We start from the raw sequence: 24737 nt of genomic DNA, 5'->3' as shown, positions 1-24737 counted from the left end.
GGATGGTCTTGGCGTTGTCGACATGGGCGCCGGTGTTGAGGATGGCCAGGGCGCATTGGCGGAAGATGTTGTAGGTACTGCCGGATCCGGCTTCGCTCAGTTGCTGGACTTCCCGCTGGGAGAGTGTTTCCAGGCTGCCTTTCGGGCTGACCGAGGCGTTGATTACTTGTCGTTGGGTCATTCAATGATCCTTAAAACGATGTCATTCCCACAGAAACAACGAATGGCATCCGAATAGTGTGTATCCATGAAAGAAGATGGCACGAACTTCGTGGTCTCGCCATGTCCCCGTTTGACGATGAAAAGATGAAAAGGAGCCCCAGCATAGCTAAATCCCTCGCAGAGGCGATAATGCCCCGCAGTCTTTTTGACGCAGAATCTTTTTACCACCGAAGAAAAGGAATCCCGACGCCATGTTCGAAATCCAGCCGATGGACGCCCAAACCTACCGTCAACAGACACGGCGCAGCACGTTGATCATCGCCGTAGTCTTCGTGGCGCTGGCGATGGTGCTCTCGACGGCGGCGGTGGCGTTGTTCGGCGAACCTGGCGGCGACAACCTGCGGTTCAACATCGGCGGTGTGTTTGCCGCGGTGTTGCTGATGGCGGCACTGATGCGCAAAGTGTTCTGGACCCAGGAGTGGATGGCGCCCGCGGTCTATAGTTGGCAACTCAAGCGCAGCTTGATGAGCGTCACCAATTTCATGCACCACGTCACAGCCGCCGTGGAGGCGGGCGATCCGACGGCTATGAAACTGCTACGGTTCTATCATCTGGGCTTGAGCCAGATGCACGAGCTGGACGGCAATTCCAGCGACCATGGCGCATTGAATCGGGAGATGCAGCAACACGCGGCGCGGATGCAAGTGCTGGGCATTGATCCCGAGCAGCCGCGCCTGGATCCGGCGTGGCTGGAGGCAGTCAAGCGAACATCAGGCTAACCCCGATGGTGTGGCTATCCCGGGGAAGGCATAGTGGGAAGACATCGAGCAGGAAGCCTCGGTATTTCCAATAATCAAGGAGCGAGCGGCATGGGGCATCCGTCCATTTACGATCGTATCGAAAACAGCCGGCCTGGCATTGCCCGACTGAAGATTCGCTCCGCGGTGACGCTGCTGGTTGCGGTGTGCCTGTCGATGGTGGTGATTGTCATCTGGGAGGCCTGGAGCTCTCGCCAGTACCATCTGCGCGACAAGGAAGTGGCGATGTCCAACCTTGCGCAGACCCTGGCCTCGCAGGCGCGTTCGACGATCAAACAGGCGGATACGCTGCTGTTTACCTTGGTCGATCGCCTCGAAAATGATGGCTTCGATGCCGGCCGGATCAGTCGCTTGCAGCGCCTGCTCAGTGCCCAACGCAGTGAACTGAGTCAGATTCACGGCCTGTTCGTGTATGACGAAACCGGGCAATGGATTGCCAACTCAAACGGCGCGGAAGTGGGCGTGGCCAACAATTCCGACCGTGAATACTTCATTTACCATCGCGACCATCCCGATCGCGGCCCACACATCGGCCCATCGATCAAGAGCCGTTCCAGCGGTGAATGGATCCTGACCGTGTCGCGGCGGATCAACCATCCTGACGGCAGCTTCGCCGGCGTAGCGCTGGCAACCATTTATCTCAGTCACTTCCTGCAGCTGTACGACAGCATCGACATCGGCAGCAACGGTGTGATCAGCCTGATCGCCGACGATGCCAGCATTATCGTGCGCAGACCGTTCCATGACGCAGACATCGGTACCAGTCTGAGCAAGAGTCCGCTGTTCACCCAACTGCTGCCCGTCAGCAGTTCGGGAACGGCGACAATTACATCGGTCATCGACGGCGTCGAGCGAGTGACGGGCTATCGTCGGGTCGAAGGTTATCCGCTGATCGTCTTTACCGCGTTGAACAAAGACGAAGTGTTGACCAGCTGGCGCAAGGAGTCGCTGCTCAGCGCCGCCATCGTCTCGTTGCTGCTGGCATTTCTGGGAGTGCTGGGTTATCGCCTGATCAAGTTGATGAAACAGCAAAATCGCATCCAGGCCGAACTGCTTGGCGCTCAGGACAAGTTGCTGGAGGTCAATCGCAACCTGGAACTGTTGGCGCTGGAAGACGCGCTCACCGGGCTGGCCAACCGGCGTCAGTTCGATCTGTTCATTCAGGCCGAAGCCGGGCGTGCCCGACGCAACCAGACCGGTCTCGCGCTGCTGATGATCGATGTCGATTATTTCAAGGCTTTCAATGATCGCTACGGTCACTTGGCCGGCGACGAGTGCTTGCGCAAGATCAGTGCGATCATCGTCGATACCATCAAGCGTCCTGGTGATCTGGCGGCGCGTTTCGGTGGCGAAGAGTTTGCCGTGGTGTTGCCCGGGACCGATTACGTCGGGGCATTTCTGCTGGCGGAGAAAATCCGTGGCGCGGTGCTTGCCAGCGGCCTGGAGCACAGTGAGAGCCCTGAAGGCGTGGTGACGGTCAGTGTCGGAGTCTGTGGCTACGACGCGGTTTCCCAAAGCGCTACCGATGACTTGATCGGTGCTGCCGACAAGGCCTTGTATGTGGCCAAGGCCAGCGGCCGCAACATGAGCGTCATCGCCAATTGAAGTCCGGACCTGACGCTGTCTGCGCTTGCTCGCCACCGCCACCGCCACCGCCACCAGGCACGGTGGCTTCGGTGAAGCTCTTTCAAGCGAAACGCCGTTTGATCACCTGACTATAGACCAGCACGTTGACCAGCAGTACCAGACCCGCCAGCCCCAGTTGAATCGCCGGGGTCAGGCCGCTCGGATAAATCAGCGGCCACACATAATGCTCGATGAAACCGGCGCCATAACCGCTTTGCCCGGCGGCGTGGCGCATCAGGTTTTCCCAGCGCGTCAACGGGCAGGGCAGGTGGAACAACTCCACCGCGATACCCCACGCGACGCAAGGCAGGTGCCACCAGATCAGACGGCGCCACTTGAGCAGCAACAACCCGCCGAACAAGACGAACACAATGAACGCCAGGTGAAACAGCACCAATCCATCGGCGGCGATTCGGTAATGCATGTCGACTCTCGAAGGTGTCAGGCAATCGCTCTATGGTACTCGGGCGCAACAGGTTCGTAGCAATGCGCAAGATTGTTCGAGCCATCGGCCGCGACTGCTGGCAAAGTCGCATGTCTTTTCTTCTGGTTACAGAGCGTTATGTCCAAATCACACTTGCCGCGCAGTGCGTTTCTTCGCGGCGCCGCAGCGATCATGCCGTTGTCCCTGGCCACCGCGCCCTGGGGTTTGTTGGCTGGCTCCATGGCCATCGAAGCCAATCTCACGCCCCTGCAAGGGCAGGGGCTGTCGAGCATCGTATTTGCCGGCGCCGCGCAACTGGTGGCCATCGGGATGCTCAAGGGCGGTGCCGGGGTCTTTTCCATCCTGCTGACCACGCTGTTGCTGACTTCCCAGCATTTGCTGTACGGGATGAGCATGCGCTCGGTGATTTCGCCCTTGCCGGGTCGCTGGCGAGTGGGCTTGGGGTTCCTGCTCACCGACGAATTGTTTGCCTTGACCAGCCAGCACGACAAACAGCAGTTCGACCGCTGGTACGCCTTGGGTGTCGGCCTGACGTTCTACATTGCCTGGAACCTCTTCACCCTTGCCGGCATTGTGTTGGGCAGCAGCATTCCCGGTCTGGAACACATAGGGCTGGATTTCTCCATCGCCGCCACGTTCATTGCGTTGATCACCCCGGTGGTGCGCAATGTGCCGACCGTGGTCTGCGTGGCTGTTTCGCTGTTCTGCTCGGTGCTGTTCAGCTATTGGCAATGGGGCTCGGCATTGGTGCTGTCGGGACTGGCGGGCATGACCGCCGGGTTTATCTGCAACAAGTTTCAGGGAGCACGCACATGATGGTCTGGGCAGTGATCATCGGCATGGGCGTGCTGGTGTTTCTCAATCGTTACGTGTTTCTCGAACCGCGGCTGCCGGTGCGCCTGAGCAGTAATGCCCGGCAGTTTCTGGGCTTCGCCGTGCCCGGGATGTTGACCGCCATCTGTGGGCCGATTGTGTTCATGCCCGAGAAGCAACTGAACCTGCAATGGGACAACCCGTACCTGATCAGCTCATTGGTGGCGATCGGCCTGGTGCTCTACACCCGCAACACTTTGCTCAGCATGTTGTTGAGCATGGGCTTCTTCTTTTTGCTGCGCTGGTGGCTGTGAACCGGGCAAAGGAATGTGTTCTACGCTTAAAACTGACGAACAATCCCTTCAGGAAGAGAGGTGAACATGGCGAACGACCCCAAGCGTCCGGACCCGGACGACGACATGGATGAGCCGACAGAAGAGGAGCTTGAGCAACAGAGAAAATCGGAAAAGACCTGGAAGCATGACGACAGTCGCGAACTGTCGGATCGCGATATCGAAATCCCGTTGAAACCCTGACCGAAAGACGTCCCTGTAGAGCTGCTGCAAGCTGCTCTACAGGGACGGCACGAAATGAAAGAGACTCACTGAGTCTCTGCTAATACGAAGGTTGCAAGCGCGGGAATCAGGCGTCGTCCGACGGCATGAAGTCGGGATGAGCGGCCCGAAAACCCAATGTCTTGTCGATCCAGGCGTTCAGTTCGTTAACCATCACCGGGTGCTTGCCCGGGTAGCTCTTGAGGGTTGAACTCAGGACCTCGTTGATATTGGGAATTGAACGCAAGTTACGGGTCTGTATGTATTGCCCGATAAAACAGTCGAGTTGGTAGTGTTCTGTCTTTGTAAGATAAACACACGCCAGACCCACGACATGATTATTTGTAAAATCGTCGCGCAATTTAGTTCTCTGCAAGGCTTGAGTGTAAGGGGATTTCCTTAAGGGCTGACTCTCTGGTCAGCTGATGGCGTAGCTGGAAATACGGCGCGGATAGTAGCGGTAGCGACAAAAAATGTATGCAAAGCGACGCTCTGGTCAGACCAGCGGTAATACGCCAACTGCGATATTAGTTAATAGAAACAGTCAAGATGCAACTTGCATCTGTATTTTCCGTAATAACTAACGTTTATGCAGGCATCCTTGTTGTTATTGACAGGCTCAGGTCACTTCAGCGATTAAATCCGAGCCCTGGTTTCTGGTATTGCCAACCGCTTTGTCGACCTTGTGCCAGTTGAATACGTCACTGGGTTCACCTTGCAGAAGTACCATTTGCTCCGCGCGCTCCCGAGGTGTGGCCGGGTCCAGCCACTCCTGCGCCAGTTCTGCCGAAAACACCACCGGCCGACGGTCATGGATATCGAGCATGCCGCCGGCGCTGTCGGCGGTAATGATGACAAAGCCGTCGTCTTCTCTGGGCGGTGCGTCGCCCACCGGGAATTGACCGATGGCTGCACAGAAGATCGGCCCTCCATCACGTCGTCGAATCAGCCAGGGCTGCCGCGTGCCATCCCCGGCATCGACCCATTCGAACCAGTTGTCGACCGGGCAGATTGCGCGGTGAGGCCAGATCGCCCGGAAGAACGGGCCGTGGGCGACTTTCTCGACCCGCGCATTGATCGGCGCGGCCCGATCTTTGGCCCAGTGCGGGCGCCAACCCCAGCGCTGTGAATCGGCATGCAGGCCGTCATCCTCCCGATGCAGCAGCGCCAATTGGGTGGTGGGCGCCGCGTTGTAGCGCGCCAGAGGCTGATCGCCGACGTGATTGATCAGCGCGTCGGGAATGCTCAGCACCGCCACGAAATCGTGAATGCCCCGGTATTGCGACAAGCGTCCGCACATCGTTGAACCCTCCGGCAGGAGATTTCAGCTTAGTCGCCTCATTGCCTGGTTTGAGACAAAACTTCCAGGAGCGAGGCTTTTTGGCGAAGTACGCTGGCACAGTAAACGAGCCCCGGAACCAAACACTGTGTACCCTTATCCATCTTCGGCCCGCAGTATCCTGCGGGCCGAAGATGGATGAACGGGCGAAGGAATTTTGCCGTTTGACGTGTTGACCGCACGGGTCTGGCCAAAGGCAAAACATGAAACACTGGTTCAAGCTACTCATGACATGCACGATGGCCGTCAGTCTGCTGGGCTGTATCGCGGCTCCCATCGAAATGACCGCGCAAACCGAACAGCGGCTGCGTGCGCAACCACCGATTCGTTTCCTGCTGACCTTCGATGACGGTCCTTCCGCATCGAGCTTCTGGAACCCCACTGAAACCGTGCTCGACAGTCTGGCAGTCAATCCGCTGCAACCGGGCATCAAGGCGGTGTTCTTCGTGCAGACCCGGGCATCAAGGGCGGGCGGCAGCGAGATCGGCCGTGCAATCATGCACCGCGAACGCGATGCCGGGCACATCCTGGCCTTCCACACCGCCACGCCATCGCATACCAATCATCGCTCTCTGGATGCGCAGGAACTGGATCAAGCGCTCAACGACGGCAGTGCTGATATCGCCGCAATCACTGGTACGCCTCCCACGCTGGTTCGCCCGCCATTCTGGAGTTACGACAAGCGCACTTTCGCTGCCTACCAGCAGCATGGTTTGCATGTGTTGCTGACCGACCTGAGCGCCAATGACGGCAAGATCTGGGGCTTCAATGCCAGCCCGCGGCGCCGCTCGCACATGCTGCGTTCAATGTCTGAAGTACGCGAGCGCATCGCCCGTGGTGAACTGCCAGTGGTGGACGGGGTGATTCCGGTCGTGGTGACCTTCCATGACCTCAATCGCTACACCGCCCGGCATACCCGTGAATACCTGCAGATTTTGCTCGACAGCGCCCGGGCGACTGGCGTCAGGACCGCAAGCCAGCCGTTCTACGACGACACAGCGGCGCTGCAACGAGCGGCGATGGCGCGTACGTTGCGCGACAGTGCGCAGCCGGTTGAACTGCCGGGTGTCTGGAACTGGATCTGGAAGGACAATCCTCATTGAAGAATTTGTTCAAAATGAGAGGTATTTAACGCTTTTCGCTGGGGCAAAACGGGCAAAGCCGATCTATGCTCAGACGGATCCAACCCACTCAACTGTCGCCGAGGCACCGGCCATGGTTCCTATTTCAGTACTTTGCAACATAGTCGAGTCCGGTTTCGAACCGCTGACCTGCGAGTGCACGGAAACCCTGGGATTGTTGCGCATCGAGGTTTTCGAACCCATTTCCGGGGACGTCAAGTTGCTGATCGACGGCGTTTCGACCGAGCAACTGACCAGCGTGCGCGCCATCTCCGACCTGATTGGCGAGTTGCGAACCGAGATGAGCGCCGGGCGCCGGGCGTTTGCCGGCTGAGTTCAGCTTCGCGGCAGCAGTTCGTCAATCATCCGCAAGCAATGGCTCAACCCGGGCGACACATCACCCACCCGCCGACTGAGAATGATCGGCGAGGTTGCGTTGTCTTCCAGTAATGGCGTGAATCCGATGTCGTCGCGGTGCAGCAATTGCACCGAGGCCGGCACCAGCGTGACCCCGATCCCGGCCCCCACCAGACCGATCGCCGTTTGCAGCTCGTTGGTCCATTGCGCCACGTGGATGCTGACCCCGTAGGACTCGAACAACGCAATGACGTGATCGGCATAGCTGGGGCGCGGGTTGCCGGGGTAAAGCACGAAGGGTTCCCGGGCTAGGTCGCGCAGGCTGATGGGGCCAGCCAGCAATGGATGCCCGGCGGGCAGGGCGGCCACCAGGCGATCCTCGGTCAGCACAGTCTGTACGATGGCCGGGTCGTCGATGCGGATGCGCCCGAAGCCGATGTCGATGCGTCCGGATTTGAGGGCTTGCACCTGTTGCAGGGTGGTCATTTCCGAAAGCCCCAACTCCAGCTCCAGCGGCTCTCCACTGCGCAAACGGCGGATCAGTTCCGGGAGCACGCCGTAGAGCGTAGACGGCGCGAAACCAATGCCCAGCCAGGTTTTTTCCCCCAGTCCGATGCGACGGGTGTTGTCGCAAATCTTGTTCAGTTGCTCGAGCAGGGCGCTGCTGTGCTCATGGAAAAAACGCCCGGCGTCGGTCAGCTTCAACGGGCGGCCGCGTTCAAGCAGGATCACCCCCAGTTCATCTTCCAGCTGCTGGATCTGCCGGCTCAGCGGTGGCTGGGCGATGTGCAGCAGTTCGGCGGCACGGGTGAAGTTGAGGGTTTGCGCCAAGACCTGGAAATAGCGCAGGTGCCGCAGTTCCATGAAGCCTCCCGGTGTCAGTTGTTCGCATACCTATAAGGTATCAAGTCAGACCAATTCTATATTGGCAACCAGAAAAAAGCCGTACGAGAATCGATTCCAGAACTCCAAGAACCTGACGGGTATTGAAATGCTAGCAACCGCCATTGAATCGATCGAGACGATCATCGTCGATCTGCCGACCATCCGCCCGCACAAGCTGGCGATGCACACCATGCAGAACCAGACCCTGGTGATCATTCGTGTACGTTGCGCCGACGGCATCGAAGGCATCGGCGAATCCACCACCATCGGTGGTCTGGCCTACGGCAACGAAAGCCCGGACAGCATCAAGACCAACATCGACAAACACTTCGCACCGTTGTTGATCGGCCAGGACAGCGGCAACGTCAACGCCGTCATGTTGCGCCTGGAGCGCAGCATCCGTGGCAACACCTTCGCTAAATCCGGGATTGAAACCGCATTGCTCGATGCCCAGGGTAAACGCCTGGGGCTGCCGGTCAGTGAATTGCTCGGTGGCCGTGTGCGTGATGCGCTGCCGGTGGCCTGGACCCTGGCCAGTGGCGACACCGAAAAAGACATCGCCGAAGCGGAAAAAATGCTCGATCTGCGCCGCCACCGCATCTTCAAACTGAAGATCGGCGCCGGTGAGGTCAACCGCGATCTGGCCCACGTAATCGCTATCAAAAAAGCCCTGGGCGACCGCGCCAGTGTGCGGGTCGACGTCAATCAGGCGTGGGACGAAGCCGTTGCGTTGCGTGCCTGCCGCATTCTGGGGACCAATGGCATCGACCTGATCGAACAACCGATCTCGCGCAACAACCGTGCCGGCATGGCGCGCCTGAATGCCATGAGCCCGGCGCCGATCATGGCCGACGAGTCCATCGAGTGCGTGGAAGATGCGTTCAACCTGGCTCGCGAAGGCGCGGCTTCGGTGTTCGCCCTGAAGATCGCCAAGAATGGTGGCCCGCGCGCCGTATTGCGCACTGCCTCTATCGCCGAAGCGGCGGGAATTGCCTTGTACGGCGGCACCATGCTTGAAGGTGGTTTGGGCACCATGGCGTCGGCCCACGCCTTCGTCACCTTGAACAAACTGGCGTGGGACACTGAACTGTTCGGTCCGTTGCTGTTGACTGAAGACATTCTCAGCGAACCGCTGGTCTACCGCGATTTCGAACTCCACGTGCCGAACACCCCGGGTCTGGGCCTGAGCCTGGATGAAGAACGCCTGGCGTATTTCCGCCGCGACAAGACCTCCACCGCCATTCATCAAGCCTGAGGAGAGCATTATGCTGTTCCACGTAAAAATGACCGTGAACCTGCCGGTCGACATGAACCCCGAAGCAGCGGCCAAATTGAAGGCTGACGAGAAAGCCCTGGCGCTGCGCCTGCAAGATCAAGGCAAGTGGCGTCACCTGTGGCGCATCGCCGGGCACTATGCCAATTACAGCGTATTCGATGTCGACAGCGTTCAGGAACTGCACGACCTGCTGATGCAACTGCCGCTGTTCCCGTACATGGCCATCGAAATCGACGCGATGTGCCGGCATCCTTCTTCCATTCGTGACGATGACCGCTGAGCCCAGCCTGTTCAGCGCGCTACCCTAATAATTACAAGATGAGGAACCTGCAAAAATGAACGTCAAGATCTCCCACACTGCCGAAGTCCAGAAATTTCTCGAAGAGGCCAGCGGCCTGCACAACGATGCCGGTAATCCACGGACCAAAGCGCTGATCTACCGCATCCTGCGTGACTCGGTAAACATCATCGAAGACCTCGCTGTGACCCCGGAAGAATTCTGGAAAGCGGTCAATTACCTGAACGTGCTGGGTGCTCGTCAAGAGGCCGGGCTGGTGGTGGCCGGGCTTGGCCTGGAACACTACCTCGATCTGTTGATGGACGCCGAAGACGAGCAGGCCGGTAAATCCGGCGGCACGCCGCGCACCATCGAAGGCCCGCTGTACGTGGCGGGTGCACCGTTGTCGCAAGGCGAAGCGCGTCTGGATGACGGCGTCGATCCGGGTGTGACCCTGTTCATGCAAGGCCGCGTGTTCAACACGGCGGGCGAACCGCTGGCCGGTGCCGTGGTGGACGTCTGGCACGCCAATACCGGTGGCACCTACTCGTACTTCGACCCGACCCAATCGGAATTCAACCTGCGTCGCCGCATAGTCACCGACGCCGATGGCCGCTATCGCTTTCGCAGCATCGTGCCGTCGGGCTACGGTTGCCCACCGGACGGTCCAACCCAGCAATTGCTCGATCAGCTAGGCCGTCATGGCCAGCGTCCGGCGCACGTGCACTTCTTCATTTCCGCGCCGGATCATCGCCACCTGACCACCCAGATCAACCTGGATGGCGAGAAGTACCTGCATGACGATTTCGCCTACGCCACCCGAGACGAGCTGATCGCCAAGATCACCTTCAGCGACGATCAGCAGCGTGCGGCGGCCTACGGTGTCAGCGGTCGTTTTGCCGAAATCGAGTTCGATTTCACCCTGCAATCGTCTGCCCAGCCTGAAGAGCAACAGCGTCACGAGCGGGTTCGCGCACTCGAGGACTGATCGCGTCGCCCCCTGTAGGAGCAAGCCTGCTCGCTCCTGCAGGGGGTTCGGTACTAGAATGGATTACCGCAACATATAACAACAACGAGAGTGACCCGATGATGCAAGCTCAACTGTTGAGTCAGCGCAGCAGAGTCTTCGACCATGCCGACCCTTATGCGGTCTCGGGCTACGTCAATCAGCACGTCGGTAATCATTGCATTCTCATGCCTCGTGCTGGCAGTCCGCTGGCCAGCCTGGACCATCGCAAGTTCGCCAGCCTCGACCTGTGCCGTATCAGTTACGGTGCCAGTGTGCGCGTGACGTCCGGTGCGCTGGACAGCATTTATCACCTGCAAGTGCTGCTGCGCGGCAACTGCCTGTGGCGTGGACATGGCCAGGAGCATTACTTTGCCCCCGGCGAATTGCTGCTGATCAACCCTGACGATCCTGTCGACCTGACGTATTCCGCCGATTGCGAAAAATTCATTCTCAAAATTCCGACCCGCTTGTTTGAGTCGGTCTGCGACGAGCAACGCTGGCGCTATCCGGGGCAGGGCGTGCGGTTTGTGGAGAACCGTTATCAGCTCAATGAACTGGAAGGTTTCGTCAACCTGCTGGCAATGATCTGCCAGGAGGCCGAGTCCACCGAGCAGATTCCCAGGGTGCAAGAGCATTACACACAGATCATCGTCAGCAAGATGCTCAGTCTGATGAAAACCAACGTCTGCCGCCTTGAACTGGGCTCACAGACGGCCACGTTCGAGGCCATTGCCGATTACATCGCCAGTAACCTCAAGCGCGACATCGACAGCGAAGAACTGGCGCGCCAGGCGCACATGAGCTTGCGCTCGCTGTATGGCCTGTTCGAGCGCAATGCCGGCGTCACGCCGAAAAACTACCTGCGCCAGAAACGCCTGGAGCGCATCAACGCCTGCCTGAGCGACCCGACCTGCAATGTGCGCAATGTCACGGAAGTGGCGATGGACTATGGCTTCCTGCACCTGGGACGGTTCTCCGACAGCTATCGCAAGCAGTTCGGTGAATTGCCTTCCGATACCCTCAAACGCAGGCATTGAGTTCACCCGATAATGTGTGGCGAGGGAGCTTGCTCGCGCTCGGCTGCGAAGCAGTCGCAAATCCGAAGGTCTCGGTTTTTCTGGTTCAGCGACGTTGCAGGTTTTGGGGCCGCTGCGCGACCCAGCGGGAGCAAGCTCCCTCGCCACAGGTCGAAGTCGCGCCCCCAACTGCACAAAACGGATAAAGGTCTGCTTCCTGCACCTGGGACGGTTCTGCGACAGCTATCGCAAGCAGTTCGGTGAATTGCCTTCCGATACCCTCAAACGCCGGCATTGAGTTCACCCGATAATGTGTGGCGAGGGAGCTTGCTCGCGCTCGGCTGCGAAGCAGTCGCAAATCCGAAGGTCTCGGTTTTTCTGGTTCAGCGACGTTGCAGGTTTTGGGGCCGCTGCGCGACCCAGCGGGAGCAAGCTCCCTCGCCACAGGTCGAAGTCGCGCCCCCAACTGCACAAAACGGATAAAGATCTGCATCCAGCGGATAGTCCACCACATTGCCCCGTCCTAGCATGGCCCTGCCTGAACAATAACAATGGAGGCGGCGGCCATGACCCTGCGACCCGAATATTTGCATTCCCTGCTTGAAGACGATCCCGAGCAGGGCCTCTATCGCTGCAAACGCGAGATGTTCACCGATCCCCGGTTGTTCGATCTGGAGATGGAACACATCTTCGAAGGCAACTGGCTGTATCTGGCCCACGAAAGCCAGATCCCCAATATCAACAATTTCTACACCACCACCATGGGGCGCCAGTCGATCTTCATCGCGCGCAACAAGGACGGTGTACTCAACGCCTTCATCAACGCCTGCAGCCACCGTGGCGCGACGCTGTGCCGGCACAAGTCCGGCAACAAAAGCTCCTACACTTGCCCGTTCCATGGCTGGACCTTCAACAACTCCGGCAAGCTGCTCAAAGTCAAGGATCCGGCCAACGCCGGCTACCCGTCGAGCTTCAACTGCGAAGGCTCCCACGACCTGACCAAAGTCGCACGTTTCGAGTCCTATCGCGGTTTCCTGTTCGGCAGCCTCAAGGCCGATGTGCTGCCGCTGGTGGAGCATCTGGGCGAGTCGGCGAAGATCATCGACATGATCGTCGACCAGTCCGCCGACGGCCTGGAAGTGCTGCGCGGTTCTTCGAGCTACATCTACGAAGGCAACTGGAAACTCACCGCCGAAAACGGTGCCGATGGCTATCACGTCAGTTCGGTGCACTGGAACTACGCGGCCACCCAGAACCAGCGCAAGCAGCGCGAGGCCGGTGACGAAAACCCGACCATGAGCGCCGGCAGCTGGGCCAAGCAGGGCGGTGGTTTCTATTCCTTCGACAAGGGCCACATGTTGCTCTGGACCCGTTGGGCCAACCCCGAGGACCGTCCGCTGTACGAGCGTCGCGACGAGCTGGCGCAAGACTTCGGCAAGGCGCGCGCTGACTGGATGATCGAGAACTCGCGCAACCTGTGCCTGTACCCCAACGTCTACCTGATGGACCAGTTCAGCTCGCAGATCCGCATTGCCCGGCCGATCTCGGTCAACCGCACGGAAATCACCATTTACTGCATCGCGCCGAAGGGCGAGAGCGACCATGCCCGTTCGAGCCGGATTCGTCAGTACGAAGACTTCTTCAACGTCAGCGGCATGGCCACGCCGGACGATCTCGAGGAGTTCCGCTCCTGCCAGACCAGCTACCAGGGCAGCGTCACCACCTGGAACGACATGTCCCGGGGCGCCGAGCACTGGATCGAAGGCGCCGACGAGGCGGCAAAGGAAATCGACCTGCATCCGCTGCTCAGCGGCGTACGCACCGAGGACGAAGGCCTGTTCGTGCTGCAACACAAGTACTGGCAGCAGACCATGCTCAAGGCCCTGGCTGCCGAGCAGTCGAAACTGATCGCCGTGGAGGACGTGCAATGACCATTTCCTATGAAACGGTGCGTGATTTTCTCTATCGCGAAGCACGCTACCTCGACGACCGCCAGTGGGACGAATGGCTTGAAATGTATGCCCCCGACGCGACCTACTGGATGCCGTCCTGGGACGATAACGATGAGCTGACCGAAGATCCGCAGCGGGAAATCTCGCTGATCTGGTACGGCAACCGCACGGGCCTTGAAGATCGCATCTTCCGCATCAAGACCGAGCGTTCCAGTGCCAGCGTGCCGGACACCCGTACCTCCCACAACATCAGCAACATCGAGCTGCTCGAACATGCCGACGGACTGTGCAAGGTGCGCTTCAACTGGCACACCCTGAGCTTTCGCTACAAGACCGTCGACAGCTATTTCGGCAGCAGTTTCTACACCCTCGACGTGCGGGGTGAAAACCCGTTGATCAAGGCCAAGAAAGTGATCCTGAAGAACGACTACGTTCGCCAGGTCATCGATGTTTACCACTTGTGAGACTGCCGTCATGACCCATTCCATCGCGTTCAATTTTGAAGACGGCGTCACTCGATTCATCGACGCCAACGTTGGCGAAACCGTGGCCGATGCAGCGTACCGCCAAGGCATCAATATCCCGCTGGACTGCCGCGACGGTGCTTGCGGCACCTGCAAGTGTTTTGCCGAAGCCGGGCAATACGATTTGGGTGAGGAATACATCGAAGACGCCCTCAGCCCTGAAGAAGCCGAGCAAGGCTTTGTCCTGACGTGCCAGATGCGCGCTCAGAGTGATTGCGTGGTGCGGGTGCCGACGTCATCGGAGGTCTGCCGCACCCGTCAGGCCAGTTACGACGCGACCATCAGCGCCGTACGCCAGCTGTCCGACAGCACCATCGCGCTGTCGATCAAGGGCGAGTCATTGAGCAAACTGGCGTTCCTGCCGGGGCAGTACGTGAACCTGGGCATTCCCGGCAGCGAACAGACGCGGGCCTATTCGTTCAGTTCGTTACAGCGCGATGGCGAGGTCAGTTTCCTGATCCGCAACGTGCCGGGCGGGCTGATGAGCAGCTTCCTCACCGGCATCGCCAAGGCGGGCGACAGCATGAGCCTGGCAGGGCCTCTGGGCAGTTTCTACCTGCGCGATATCCGTCGTCCGCTGCTGTTACTGGCCGGTGGCACCGGGCTGGCGCCATTCACTGCGATGCTGGAGAAAATCGCCGAGCAGGGCAGTGATCATCCGTTGCATCTGATCTATGGCGTGACCCACGATTTCGACCTGGTGGAACTCGACCGCCTGGAAGCCTTTGCCGCACGCATCCCCAACTTCACCTTCAGCGCCTGCGTCGCCAGCCCCGAGAGTCAACATCCGCTCAAGGGCTACGTGACCCAGCACATCGAGCCCAAGCATCTGAACGAGGGTGATGTCGATGTCTACCTGTGCGGTCCGCCGCCGATGGTCGAGGCGGTCAGCCAGTTCATCCGCGAGCAAGGCATCGCGCCGGTGAACTTCTACTACGAAAAATTTGCCGCCAGCGCGGCGTGAGACTTGCGCGGGTAACTGCTTCGACAACCCATCCATGCAGGAGCGGGCCTGCTCGCGATGAGTTCGGCACCGACCGATGAGGTAAACATGAACAGATTTCACGAAAAAGTCGCGCTGATTACCGGTGCCGCGCAGGGCATTGGTCGGCGCGTGGCCGAGCGCATGGCGGCGGAAGGGGCGAAGCTGATACTGGTCGACCGTTCCGAACTGGTGTTCGAGCTGCAGCAACAATTGGCGCCGAGCAGCCAGGTCCTGGCGCTGACGGCCGACCTCGAACAATACGATGAGTGCAACCGGGTGATGCAGACCGCCGTCGAGCGTTTCGGGCGCCTGGATGTGCTGATCAACAATGTAGGCGGGACAATCTGGGCCAAGCCTTTTGAGCATTACGAAGCGTCGCAGATCGAAGCCGAGGTTCGCCGTTCGCTGTTTCCGACGTTGTGGTGCTGCCATGCGGCATTGCCGTTCATGCTGGGGCAGGGCAGCGGTGCGATCGTCAACGTTTCGTCCATCGCCACCCGCAGTGTCAATCGCGTGCCGTACGGCGCGGCGAAGGGCGGCGTGAATGCACTGACCGCCTGCCTGGCGTTCGAAACCGCCGGGCGCGGCGTGCGGGTCAATGCCACTGCGCCGGGCGGCACCGAAGCGCCACCGCGGGTGATTCCGCGCAACAGCGCCGAGGAGAGCCCGCAAGAAAAGGTCTGGTATCAGCAGATCGTCGACCAGACACTCGACAGCAGTTTGATGAAGCGTTACGGTACGCTGGATGAGCAAGCAGGCGCGATTTTGTTTCTGGCCAGCGATGAAGCGTCTTATATCACCGGCATGGTCATGCCAGTGGGCGGTGGCGATCAGGGCTGAGAAGACACGAGTTAGAGGCGACGCTGAAACGCTTTGACGATCCTTCGCGTGGCTTCGCTGGTGTTGAGGTTCTGCACGGCATCCAGCGGGTACCAGATACAATCGAAGATTTCATTGAGTGGCCGGGCTGCGGGGTAGCCCGGCACTGAGGCCTCGAAGACGTGGTGCCGGGTACTCTCGGTTTCCAGTTCCATCAGGTACAGCATGTCATCGGCATCTATCCCGGTTTCTTCCTGCAATTCTCGCAACGCCGCGGCAGCAGTGGTTTCACCGGGTTCGACTTTTCCCCCAGGCAGCGTCCAGCGACACCTTGGTTTGCGTACCAGCAAGATGTGTCTTTCCAGCTCGCAAATGACTGTCGCGCGTACTTTCATGGGTTCCAGACCAACTGCTGTCATGAAATTGTAACAAAACTGCAATGATCGGGCCGCTTTTGCCTTCTCTTGTTGTTGTTCTGAGCGGTGTGTGACCCGAAAAGTGCCGTTGTTTTGGCAAGCGGCTAAATCGACGTCTGGTCGTCATGACGTCCAGAGGTGGGTGTAAGGTAAGTGTGTTGACCTTGGATTCATTGTCGAGATGGAGGTGACCATGAGTGTTCCGATGTTGAACAAGATGCACATGAACGGTTACGACGTACTTAGCGTAAACAACGGCCCATGGCGGGTTTGCACCAAAGGTGATCGTCTTGGGTCATTTGCCAGCCGAGAAGAAGCATTGGCGTTTGCGGCGTCACTTCCCGGCTACCGATCAAAGTCGAACAAAAAAGCGAACAGCCAGTAAGCTGATCAAGCGTACGCAAAAGCCCCGGCACGCCGGGGCTTTTTATTGTGTCGGGGCGTTTGCCCGGTAACGGCTACTTTTATTCAGCCTTGTTGCGGGTGATGATCTTGGCCTTCACTTCCTCGGCATAGCCAGACAATCGTTGTTCATCGCCCTGGAACAGGTCGCACAGGCGCTTGACGGCCTCTGCATCGACATCGTTGCCGGTCAGGCGTAATTGCTCGGCGATGCGTAAAAGTTCTACCGCCGACCATCGCAGATCTGATGCAAGCCCTTGCAGATCACGCCGAAGCGCTTGTTCGCTCTCGTTAAGCCACATGATGTTCTCCTGAAACGCTGTGCTACGAAATTTTAGACCCATTAGCGTGACGGGGCGTTGTGTTTGTCATGCCCCGAGCGGCTTCCTTTGGTCGGGAAATTTGCGCGATCGGAAAAATTCGTTGTCGTAGTGAAGTAGCGATTTTCCTCAGGGCGGGGACAGGGCAAATGACGGCAACCGATGACTTCCGGGCGCATGCCCACGAGCTGATCGCCGATCTGGATGCGGCCACCAGCGAAATGATGAATCTCATTTCCGGCCACCAACTCAGCGGTCCGGAATGGGAGCGGGTCACGCGATGGCAGCATGAAGCCTACGAGCGCTGGATGACATATCTGAACGAGCGTTCATACCCCGACCCTGGCGAACACAAGTCCGATGGCTAAGGCGCGGCGCAGCAAATCAGCCGATAGCAAATGGCTGTCGGTGCGGGGACAGGCTACATTTCATGTTTTCAGGATAAGGATGCTTTATGCAGAGGCGGATGTTGTGGGGGGCGGCTGTGGTATTGGCGTTGTTGGGGGGATGTTCGTTACCGGCGTCGGTGGTGCCTGGGGAGCCGAATGTCAGTAAGTACAGTGAAAAAACACCCAAGGTCCTCGCCGGGTGCGTATTGCCGATTTGGCAGCAAGAAGTTTCCAACACCACGCAGTCGTCGATTTCCAATGGCTACCGGATTACCGCACCCAGCATCATTACCGCCGACGAGGTTCTGGACATCGTGAAATTCAAGGACGGTAGCCGGGTGTCCTTGTATCAAGGGCCACCCTGGGCGAAATCCGGCGCATTGCGCCAGGCAGTGCGTGACTGCCTGTAGCCTTCAGTCGCCGATGTCAGTGACCTGGATGAGTTGATCGTCGCCTGCCTGGGCACTCGCTGAGCCTTTCTTTTCACGGCGATCATTCATCCAGTCGTCTACCTGCGAATTGAACTCGGCCGGCGCTTTGCGCCCAACCTTTCTGGCGATATCCAGAATGGTTTGCTGGGCGAGGGCGTCTTCCATGCGCTTTTGCGCGGTCATCATTGCAGCGTGCACCGAGCAGTGCCCTTCAAGTGCCCAGTCGGGGGCTTCACCCTCAAAAAGCGCACAGCGACCGCGAATCTCCCGGCAATCGAAAATGGCCTTGCGCCCATCGATGGCGTTGACGATATCCAGCAGCGAGATCTCGTCGGCGGGCCGGGCCAACTTGAAGCCGCCACGCACACCCTCGGTGGCGACCACCAGTTTTGCCTTGGCCAGTTTGGTGAAGATTTTTGCCAGGTAGTCCAGAGGCACGCCTTGCAGTTCCGCAAGGTCGCGCACGCTCGCTTCACGCGTATCGCCGCGATTGCCCACCAGAAAAATCAGGCAGTGAATCCCGTACTCAACACCTGCGCTGTATAGAGACATCTCGATCTCCGACTAAATATGTCGCAAATATTAACAGCTGATTCCCTGCCTTACAACGAACCACTGCCTCCTCACTGGCATCGACAGGCCTCTGAAGCTGTTGGTTTAAAGGAGTTTTATCGGTGTATCGATTTGATTGATTGGAACCATCTCGAAAAAACTGTTGCGGCATTCAACTCGGACAAATAGAGTCGCCGTTGTCAGGTCGAAAGCCATGCGCCGCGTTTACGAGAAACGTGTCCATCGACTCCTGATCCTTCAACAAATCTAATTGTCCCTGGAGTGATGAATGAAACAGCACATTTTGGTAATCGGCGCAGGTTTCGGTGGCATGTGGACCGCTTTGAGCGCCACGCGCCTGTTCGACATTCACGGCCACGAAGACTTTGAAGTGACCGTGCTGGCTCCCCAGGCCGAATTGCGCGTGCGCCCTCGCTTCTACGAACCGAACGCCCATCAACTGGCTGCTCCCCTCGGCGAATTGTTCGATGTCGTCGGCGTGAAGTTCATCAAGGGCGCCGCCGAGACCATCGACGTCGCGCAAAAACGTGTGGGCTACATCGACGCGGCGGGTGAAAAACAGGTCTGCATCTACGACAAACTCGTTCTGGCCACCGGCAGCCGCCTGGCATTGCCCGGCACTTCGGGTGTGGTTGAGCATGCCTTCGATGTCGATCAGATCGAGCAGGCCGTGCGCCTGGAAAACCACCTCAAGTCCCTGGTCGACCAGCCAGAAAGCCAGGCACGCAACACCGTCGTGGTGGCCGGCGGCGGTTTCACCGGCATCGAAACGGCGACTGAAATGCCCACTCGCCTGCGTGCCATCCTGGGTGATCGAGCGGACATCAACGTGATCATCGTTGACCGTGGCAATAAGGTCGGCGGTTCCATGGGGCCGCAGATCGCCGAGAAAATCGCTGAAGCCAGTGTTCATACCGGGGTGCAATGGCATCTGAATGCTTCGGTTGTCGCTGTCGATGAAAACGGCGTGACCTTGTCCGATGGCCAGCGCATCGAGGCCAAGACCGTGGTCTGGACCACCGGTGTGCGCGCCAATTCGCTGACCGAGCAAATCCCCGCAGAGCGCGATCATCTGGGCCGCCTGCATGTCGATGCGCACCTGAAAGTCATTGGTCAGGATGACATCTACGCCACCGGCGACGTTGCCTATGCGGCCACCGATGACATCGGCAACCACGCGTTGATGACGTGCCAGCACGCCATTGTGCTGGGCCGTCATGCCGGCAATAACGTCGCGGCGCAGATACTGGGGGTGGACCCGACGCCGTATCGCCAGCCCAAATACGTGACTTGTCTGGATCTGGGGGCGTGGGGGGCGGTTTATACCGAGGGCTGGGATCGTCAGGTCAAGCTCACGGGACAGGAGGGCAAGGAGCTCAAGACGCAGATCAACACGGTTTGGATTTACCCGCCGGTGGCGGATCGTGAGGTGGCTTGGGCGGCGGCGGATCCTTTGATTCCGATTGCCTGATGGCTTGAATTTGAACTGAATCCTGCCTGGGGTTTCCTGGGTGGGATTTTTTTTTGCCCAAATCGAGCCATTGCCGGCATGAAATTAATCGTGTACTTTTTCATGAAATTACAACTATAAAATTTCATGGAGCCGGTATGTTTCAGCAGTCCACCCAGCACATCGCCAGCTATTACGCCCATACCTGCGCAAATCAGTTGCCCATTCGACCGGCTCTTGAAGGCGAGCAATCCGCTGAGGTGGTGATTATCGGCGCCGGTTTCAGTGGCCTGCACAGCGCATTGCGTCTTGCCCTGGCGGGCAAGCGTGTGATTGTGCTTGAGGCCAGTCGCGTGGCGTGGGCCGCATCGGGGCGCAACGGTGGTCAGGCGATTCTCGGCTGGTCGTGCGACATGCCACCGCTGGAAGCTGCGCTGGGTTACGAGCGCGCGCGGCAGATGTGGGAGGGCATGCGCTGGGCGGCGCGGGAGTTGCGTGAACTGCCTGTGCGGCATGGGTTCGATTGTGACTATCGGCCCGGACACCTGTGGACCTCGGTGATGCCGAGACGGGTGCGCCTGCTCACCGAATGGCAGCACGAAGCCAGTCACAAATGGGGCCACGACGGCTTGCAATTCATCCCCCGTGAGCAGTTGCCCGACTGGGTTGCCAGCGAGCGCTATCAGGCGGGTCTGTTTGATCCCGAAGGCGGGCACTTGAATCCGCTGAAGCTGGCGCTTGGGCTGGCCGCTGCGATCGAGCGCGCCGGTGGGGTGATTCATGAACACAGCAAGGCACTCGAATATCGTGAGGAGGCGGGCGGGTACGTGGTGACCACCGAGCGCGGCCGGATCCGTGCCGATGTGCTGGTGTTGGCCTGCAATGCCTACCTGGATCGGCTCGACCCGCAACTCTCGAGTTGTGTGCTGCCTGTCGGTACTTACCAGGTGGCCACCGCTGAACTGAGCGAAGAACAGGCCACGGCGTTGCTGCCGAGCAATGTCTGCGTCACCGACAATCAGTTCGTGCTCGATTATTTCCGTCGCACCCCGGACAACCGGCTGCTGTTCGGCGGTGGCTGCACGTATCTGGGCGGCATGCCGAGAGACATCGCCGCAGCTACCCGACCGTGTCTGGAGCGCGTGTTTCCACAATTGAAAGGCGTAGAGCTGGAGTTCGCCTGGGGCGGTCATATCGACCTGACGCTCAAGCGCACGCCTGACATCGGCCGGCGCGGCGACCTCTATTGGTTGCAGGGCTACTCCGGGCACGGTGTGTTGCCGACCCTGGCCGGGGCGCGGGCGGTGTCCGATGCGATATTGGGCCGGCAGGAGGAACTGGCGTTGTACCAAGGCTTGACCAACGGCAGCTTTCCCGGCGGCAAGTACATGGCCGCGCCCTTGGAAGCCATCGGCAAAGCCTGGTATCGGCTGCGCGACAGCATTTGAAACGAGGGAAACCTTTAGATGGACATGCAGGAAGAAATATCGGCGCTGGCGATCCTGATTCAGGACCTGCGCAAACACAAGAAATACACCCTCAAGGAACTGGCGGACAAGATTGGCCGGTCGGTGGGTTTTCTGTCGCAGGTCGAGCGCGGCTTATCCCGCCCCACGGTGGCCGACCTGACGGCCATCAGCGAAACCCTCGGCGTGCCGACCACCTATTTCTACAGCTTGCCCAAACCCATGGCCTTGCCCTGGGTGACCCGGCCGGATGAGCGTCGCACGCTGTATTACGCCGATGGCATCACCGACATCATGGTTTCACCAAAAATGCGCGCGTCCTTTTCGATGCTGGAAAGCCGGCTGGAGCCCGGCGCGAGCAGCGGCGACCGACACATGAAAGACAGCTCGGAGCAGGGCGGCTATGTCCTCGAAGGCGCGTTGACGTTGTGGCTGGATAACGATGAGCCGGTGACCCTGCACGCCGGTGACAGCTTTCAACTCGCCAGTCATGCCCATTGCCGTTACGGCAACCTGTCAGACCAACTCACCCGCGTACTTTGGGTTTACACCTGATAAAAACGACAAGGAACAGAATGATGGATGCTGTGTGCTCTGAACTGCTGGCCGAAGTGCGTGGGTTTCGTCAGCGCTACCCCGATGTGCGCTACGTCGACCTGATTTCCCTGGACATCCCGGGGCATTTCTACGGCAAGCGCTACCCGATAGAAATGCTCGAAAAAGTCGCCGCTGGCAGCGCGCTCAAGTTGCCGCAAAACTGCGTGTTGCTTGGGACCCAGGGCGGGTTGTTCAAGATCGGCGACTACTGCTTCAACGACGGCGACCCGGACGCACTGCGCCGCCTGGTGCCTGGTACGCTCAAGTTGGTGGGCTGGGAAAAACAACCGCTGGGGCAAATGCTGATCACCTCCGACGGCACCGAAAAGCCGATCGTCTTCGAACCGCGCGAAGTGTTGGCGCAGGTGCTGGACCGGCTCAAACGCAAAGGCATTTTCCCGGTGGTGGCGTTCGAGTTGGAGTTCTATCTGTTCGACAGCCAGTTGCGTGAGGGTTTGCCGCAGTTCGCCCGCGATCCGTTGACCGGCGATGCCGATGATCAGCCGAACATGCACATCGAACGCCTGTCGCGTTTCGCCCCGGTGCTCGACGAAATGGTCGAGAGCGCGCGGGCGCAAGGTATCGATGCCACGGTGATCACCGCCGAACTGGGGCCAGGTCAGTTTGAAATCAATTTCGGCCACTGCGATGACGGGCTGCGCGCCGCCGACTGGGCCGCCCTGTTTTGCCGCAGTACCCGTGGCGTGGCGCTCAAGCACAACTACCGCGCCAGTTTCATGGCCAAACCGTACTTGCAACATCCGGGCAGCGGCATGCATGTGCATGTGAGCCTCTACGACAAGGCCGGCAATAATCTGTTGGCGGCGAACGGACAGCGCGCGTTGCGCCATGCCGTGGCCGGTTGCCTGGATGTGTTGCCGCACTGCATGCCGATCTTCGCACCGAACCACAATGCCTTGCGTCGTCTGAGCGCTACGGTGAACGTCGCTTCGCGCGCCAGCTGGGGCTTTGAAGACCGTGATGCCTGCCTGCGGGTGCCGGACTCCGACGCGAAAAACCTGCGGATCGAACACCGCCTGGCCGGTGCCGATGCCAATCCATACCTGGTGCTTGCAGCCATTCTGGTGGGGCTGGAGCAGGGGCTGGAAGGGGAGTGCGAGCCGATTGCACCGCTGAACGAAGACCGCAGCAGTGGCATCGATTTCCCGCTGGAAATGCTCGAGGCCGTGCAGTCGATGCAGAATCACTCGCCATTGCGCGAAGGATTGGGCGCAGAGTTTGTCGATGTGTATTGCGAGAACAAGCGTCAGGACCACCTCGCGTTTCTGAACGACATCAGTGCAAGGGAGTACCGCTGGTTTCTTTAGTTAAAGAGGTTTCGAGGTTAACCTTAAAAAATATCAGGATATTTAAAGGCTTATAAACTTTAGTAACTGGCTGGTTAAATAAAATATCTTGTTACAGCGCGAAACATTGCGTAATATCCGCGCCGCGTTCACCACCACGGTTTATGCATTTTTAAGTCCCGGGCGTCCATCAGCTGCCCGGGATTTTTTTTGCCTGGTGTTTTTGCGTCTATCTGAACGGCCGTGCAGGCCAAATCAGGACTTCGCTTCCTTGGTCCCCAGTACGTCGCGAATGTTGTCCACGACATTGCTGTCCTTGATCACATCGTTCAGCCATCCTTCGAGCGGCATGTTGCCCCATTTGATCGCGCGTTCGATCAGGTAAGGGACGGGGCTCTGCGGCTCGGTCTGCTTGAAGAACTGCGCGATACCCGCCAGCAGGGTGAACGCCTCGTCGCGGGATTGCGGTGTGGTACGCAACGGTGTGACTGGAATGTCTTGCTGGGTCTGGGTCATTGCAGCTCCTGTGGGTTGTGCGCCCGCGCTATCGGAGACGGTCGGCGTGGGAGCGGCAGGGGGCGGGTTTAACTCGATACCCCGGTCCTTGAGCAGTTTTTCGGCCAATTGGCCTGCGCGGGACAGCACGTCCATGAGCCCGGCAAAACTCGGCGCTTCAGGGCCGAACAGACGATCAGCGGTGCTCTGCAATTGCTGGCACGCGTTCAGGCTGGCGGCAATTTCGCTGGCCTTGCGGCGCAAGTGATCCGAGTCAGTCAGCACCACCGAGCGCTGGAATACCTCAGCGTTGATCTTGCCTTCATCAAGGGCGGCGCGCATCGCCTGAGGGCTTTGCAGGGCCAGGTTTTCGACATGTCTGGATTCGTCATAACGAAGCAATCCGTACTGCTGGCCTTGGGTGATGGGCAGTCCGCCGACGACATCGGCGAGGGTCGTCTTCATCCACGACAGGCGGGCAGCGCGCTCATCGACGCCGTCTTCGAGGGACGGAAAGAGATCGCCCCAGAAATTATCCAGAATGCGTTCGGCCAGCGTCAGGCCAAACGTGATGCCGGTGAAATGGTGTTTGTGCGCCAGGCCTTCGCTGAGCCAGGCGACAAGCATCAGGTCCTTGCTCTGTCGAGCCAGGCCTTGGGCAGCCAGGGTGATGGTCAGATCCCAGTCAGATGACTTCAGATCGGTTTGCCAGTCACCCTGGGTCAAATAATCGGGGTCTGCTCGCCGCGCTTCTTTCACCTGATCGAACAAGGCGGAAAAGCTCATGTCTTCGCCGCTCCCCTGATAGATGGGCGCGGTCAGTTCGGCCAGCGAAAGGTCGTTGAGAAATTCAGACATAGGAAACTCTGATCAAAATAAAAGAACACCGTACCCGCCAGGCAGGCACGGTGCT

General features: G+C 58.9%; 31 protein-coding genes. 22 read left to right on the top strand and 9 right to left on the bottom strand.

Annotated features, from left to right (window positions below; translation table 11 throughout):
- A partial coding sequence (locus D8U69_RS02130) for a pyrimidine/purine nucleosidase domain-containing protein (RefSeq protein WP_130906588.1) occupies positions 1-181 on the bottom strand: 181 nt, incomplete at its 3' end.
- A gap of 232 nt (positions 182-413) precedes the next feature.
- On the opposite strand from D8U69_RS02130, the gene D8U69_RS02125 reads away from it, so the two are divergent.
- Positions 414-941: a DUF3087 domain-containing protein gene (locus tag D8U69_RS02125; RefSeq protein WP_130906587.1), complete on the top strand. Its 528-nt coding sequence runs from the start codon at positions 414-416 to the stop codon at positions 939-941.
- Positions 942-1031: 90 nt separating this feature from the next.
- On the top strand, positions 1032-2585 hold the full coding sequence (locus D8U69_RS02120) for a sensor domain-containing diguanylate cyclase (RefSeq protein ID WP_056856702.1): 1554 nt from the start codon (positions 1032-1034) through the stop codon (positions 2583-2585).
- 82 nt (positions 2586-2667) lie between these two features.
- On the opposite strand, the gene D8U69_RS02115 is transcribed toward D8U69_RS02120, so the two are convergent.
- Complete coding sequence (locus D8U69_RS02115) at positions 2668-3030, bottom strand: DUF2784 domain-containing protein (RefSeq protein ID WP_056856701.1); 363 nt, start codon at positions 3028-3030, stop codon at positions 2668-2670.
- Between the two features lie 138 nt (positions 3031-3168).
- On the opposite strand from D8U69_RS02115, the gene D8U69_RS02110 reads away from it, so the two are divergent.
- The 3 genes from D8U69_RS02110 (at position 3169) to D8U69_RS29400 (ending at position 4400) form a co-directional block, all read left to right on the top strand.
- A complete protein-coding gene (locus D8U69_RS02110; RefSeq protein ID WP_130904611.1) occupies positions 3169-3867 on the top strand; it encodes an AzlC family ABC transporter permease in 699 nt (232 codons plus the stop codon).
- The gene (locus tag D8U69_RS02105) at positions 3867-4178 is read left to right on the top strand and encodes an AzlD domain-containing protein (protein WP_177434543.1); all 312 of its coding nucleotides are present in this window, start codon (positions 3867-3869) and stop codon (positions 4176-4178) included. Before D8U69_RS02110 ends, D8U69_RS02105 begins: the two co-directional genes overlap by 1 nt.
- 66 nt (positions 4179-4244) lie before the next feature.
- Entirely contained in the window at positions 4245-4400 is a 156-nt protein-coding gene (locus D8U69_RS29400; RefSeq protein ID WP_177336608.1) for a hypothetical protein, read from the top strand.
- 106 nt (positions 4401-4506) lie between these two features.
- On the opposite strand, the gene D8U69_RS02100 is transcribed toward D8U69_RS29400, so the two are convergent.
- A complete protein-coding gene (locus D8U69_RS02100; RefSeq protein ID WP_056856912.1) occupies positions 4507-4779 on the bottom strand; it encodes a hypothetical protein in 273 nt (90 codons plus the stop codon).
- Between the two features lie 258 nt (positions 4780-5037).
- On the bottom strand, positions 5038-5718 hold the full coding sequence (locus D8U69_RS02095; RefSeq protein WP_130906586.1) for an SOS response-associated peptidase family protein: 681 nt from the start codon (positions 5716-5718) through the stop codon (positions 5038-5040).
- A 242-nt stretch (positions 5719-5960) separates the two neighbouring features.
- Here D8U69_RS02095 and D8U69_RS02090 point away from each other — a divergent pair, with 242 nt between their 5' ends.
- Entirely contained in the window at positions 5961-6860 is a 900-nt protein-coding gene (locus D8U69_RS02090; RefSeq protein ID WP_130906585.1) for a polysaccharide deacetylase family protein, read from the top strand.
- 112 nt (positions 6861-6972) lie between these two features.
- Positions 6973-7212 carry a DUF1652 domain-containing protein gene (locus D8U69_RS02085; protein ID WP_056856698.1) on the top strand — a complete coding sequence of 80 codons (240 nt, stop codon included), beginning with the start codon at positions 6973-6975 and terminating at the stop codon, positions 7210-7212.
- Between the two features lie 2 nt (positions 7213-7214).
- Here D8U69_RS02085 and D8U69_RS02080 read toward each other — a convergent pair whose 3' ends face one another.
- Positions 7215-8099 carry a LysR family transcriptional regulator gene (locus tag D8U69_RS02080; protein ID WP_056856697.1) on the bottom strand — a complete coding sequence of 295 codons (885 nt, stop codon included), beginning with the start codon at positions 8097-8099 and terminating at the stop codon, positions 7215-7217.
- 127 nt (positions 8100-8226) lie between these two features.
- On the opposite strand from D8U69_RS02080, the gene D8U69_RS02075 reads away from it, so the two are divergent.
- From D8U69_RS02075 to D8U69_RS02040, 8 genes are all read left to right on the top strand, one after another.
- Complete coding sequence (locus D8U69_RS02075) at positions 8227-9375, top strand: muconate cycloisomerase family protein (protein ID WP_177434542.1); 1149 nt, start codon at positions 8227-8229, stop codon at positions 9373-9375.
- Between the two features lie 10 nt (positions 9376-9385).
- Complete coding sequence (gene catC, locus D8U69_RS02070; RefSeq protein WP_034150962.1) at positions 9386-9676, top strand: muconolactone Delta-isomerase; 291 nt, start codon at positions 9386-9388, stop codon at positions 9674-9676.
- Between the two features lie 55 nt (positions 9677-9731).
- Positions 9732-10661 (top strand): catechol 1,2-dioxygenase, encoded by a 930-nt coding sequence (gene catA, locus D8U69_RS02065; protein WP_056856695.1) that lies wholly within the window; start codon positions 9732-9734, stop codon positions 10659-10661.
- A 98-nt stretch (positions 10662-10759) separates the two neighbouring features.
- Positions 10760-11719 carry an AraC family transcriptional regulator gene (locus D8U69_RS02060; protein WP_056856694.1) on the top strand — a complete coding sequence of 320 codons (960 nt, stop codon included), beginning with the start codon at positions 10760-10762 and terminating at the stop codon, positions 11717-11719.
- Between the two features lie 545 nt (positions 11720-12264).
- Positions 12265-13629 (top strand): benzoate 1,2-dioxygenase large subunit, encoded by a 1365-nt coding sequence (benA, locus tag D8U69_RS02055; RefSeq protein ID WP_130906584.1) that lies wholly within the window; start codon positions 12265-12267, stop codon positions 13627-13629.
- Positions 13626-14114 carry a benzoate 1,2-dioxygenase small subunit gene (benB, locus tag D8U69_RS02050; protein WP_130906583.1) on the top strand — a complete coding sequence of 163 codons (489 nt, stop codon included), beginning with the start codon at positions 13626-13628 and terminating at the stop codon, positions 14112-14114. The genes benA and benB overlap by 4 nt, the downstream gene beginning before the upstream one ends.
- Positions 14115-14124: 10 nt before the next feature.
- Positions 14125-15138, top strand: coding sequence for a benzoate 1,2-dioxygenase electron transfer component BenC (gene benC, locus D8U69_RS02045; protein WP_130906582.1), 1014 nt, complete (start codon positions 14125-14127; stop codon positions 15136-15138).
- An 87-nt stretch (positions 15139-15225) separates the two neighbouring features.
- The gene (locus D8U69_RS02040; RefSeq protein ID WP_130906581.1) at positions 15226-15999 is read left to right on the top strand and encodes a 1,6-dihydroxycyclohexa-2,4-diene-1-carboxylate dehydrogenase; all 774 of its coding nucleotides are present in this window, start codon (positions 15226-15228) and stop codon (positions 15997-15999) included.
- An 11-nt stretch (positions 16000-16010) separates the two neighbouring features.
- Here the strand turns inward: D8U69_RS02040 and D8U69_RS02035 are convergent, their stop codons facing one another.
- Positions 16011-16373: an NUDIX hydrolase gene (locus D8U69_RS02035; RefSeq protein ID WP_056856691.1), complete on the bottom strand. Its 363-nt coding sequence runs from the start codon at positions 16371-16373 to the stop codon at positions 16011-16013.
- Positions 16374-16587: 214 nt separating this feature from the next.
- On the opposite strand from D8U69_RS02035, the gene D8U69_RS02030 reads away from it, so the two are divergent.
- Complete coding sequence (locus tag D8U69_RS02030; RefSeq protein ID WP_056856690.1) at positions 16588-16779, top strand: SPOR domain-containing protein; 192 nt, start codon at positions 16588-16590, stop codon at positions 16777-16779.
- 79 nt (positions 16780-16858) lie between these two features.
- Here the strand turns inward: D8U69_RS02030 and D8U69_RS02025 are convergent, their stop codons facing one another.
- Positions 16859-17098, bottom strand: a complete 240-nt coding sequence (locus tag D8U69_RS02025; RefSeq protein ID WP_056856689.1) for a hypothetical protein — start codon at positions 17096-17098, stop codon at positions 16859-16861.
- Between the two features lie 167 nt (positions 17099-17265).
- Here D8U69_RS02025 and D8U69_RS02020 point away from each other — a divergent pair, with 167 nt between their 5' ends.
- Complete coding sequence (locus tag D8U69_RS02020; RefSeq protein ID WP_056856688.1) at positions 17266-17484, top strand: hypothetical protein; 219 nt, start codon at positions 17266-17268, stop codon at positions 17482-17484.
- Positions 17485-17570: 86 nt separating this feature from the next.
- Positions 17571-17915: a hypothetical protein gene (locus D8U69_RS02015; protein ID WP_056856687.1), complete on the top strand. Its 345-nt coding sequence runs from the start codon at positions 17571-17573 to the stop codon at positions 17913-17915.
- A 3-nt stretch (positions 17916-17918) separates the two neighbouring features.
- On the opposite strand, the gene D8U69_RS02010 is transcribed toward D8U69_RS02015, so the two are convergent.
- The gene (locus D8U69_RS02010; RefSeq protein WP_056856686.1) at positions 17919-18488 is read right to left on the bottom strand and encodes an Rrf2 family transcriptional regulator; all 570 of its coding nucleotides are present in this window, start codon (positions 18486-18488) and stop codon (positions 17919-17921) included.
- 289 nt (positions 18489-18777) lie between these two features.
- On the opposite strand from D8U69_RS02010, the gene D8U69_RS02005 reads away from it, so the two are divergent.
- From D8U69_RS02005 to D8U69_RS01990, 4 genes are all read left to right on the top strand, one after another.
- A complete protein-coding gene (locus D8U69_RS02005; RefSeq protein WP_130904601.1) occupies positions 18778-19980 on the top strand; it encodes an NAD(P)/FAD-dependent oxidoreductase in 1203 nt (400 codons plus the stop codon).
- A gap of 137 nt (positions 19981-20117) precedes the next feature.
- Positions 20118-21407: an FAD-binding oxidoreductase gene (locus tag D8U69_RS02000; protein ID WP_130906580.1), complete on the top strand. Its 1290-nt coding sequence runs from the start codon at positions 20118-20120 to the stop codon at positions 21405-21407.
- A gap of 18 nt (positions 21408-21425) precedes the next feature.
- Complete coding sequence (locus D8U69_RS01995) at positions 21426-21980, top strand: XRE family transcriptional regulator (protein ID WP_056856683.1); 555 nt, start codon at positions 21426-21428, stop codon at positions 21978-21980.
- Positions 21981-22003: 23 nt separating this feature from the next.
- Positions 22004-23350: a glutamine synthetase family protein gene (locus D8U69_RS01990; RefSeq protein ID WP_130906579.1), complete on the top strand. Its 1347-nt coding sequence runs from the start codon at positions 22004-22006 to the stop codon at positions 23348-23350.
- A 234-nt stretch (positions 23351-23584) separates the two neighbouring features.
- Here the strand turns inward: D8U69_RS01990 and tssA are convergent, their stop codons facing one another.
- Positions 23585-24682, bottom strand: a complete 1098-nt coding sequence (tssA, locus tag D8U69_RS01985) for a type VI secretion system protein TssA (RefSeq protein WP_130906578.1) — start codon at positions 24680-24682, stop codon at positions 23585-23587.
- Between the last annotated feature and the right edge of the window lie 55 nt (positions 24683-24737).

Source organism: Pseudomonas sp. Sample_16 (genome assembly GCF_004307665.1).
GTDB lineage: Bacteria > Pseudomonadota > Gammaproteobacteria > Pseudomonadales > Pseudomonadaceae > Aquipseudomonas.
The sequence above is the reverse complement of the archived record's forward strand: the minus strand, read 5'-3'. Positions and strand labels throughout refer to the sequence as shown.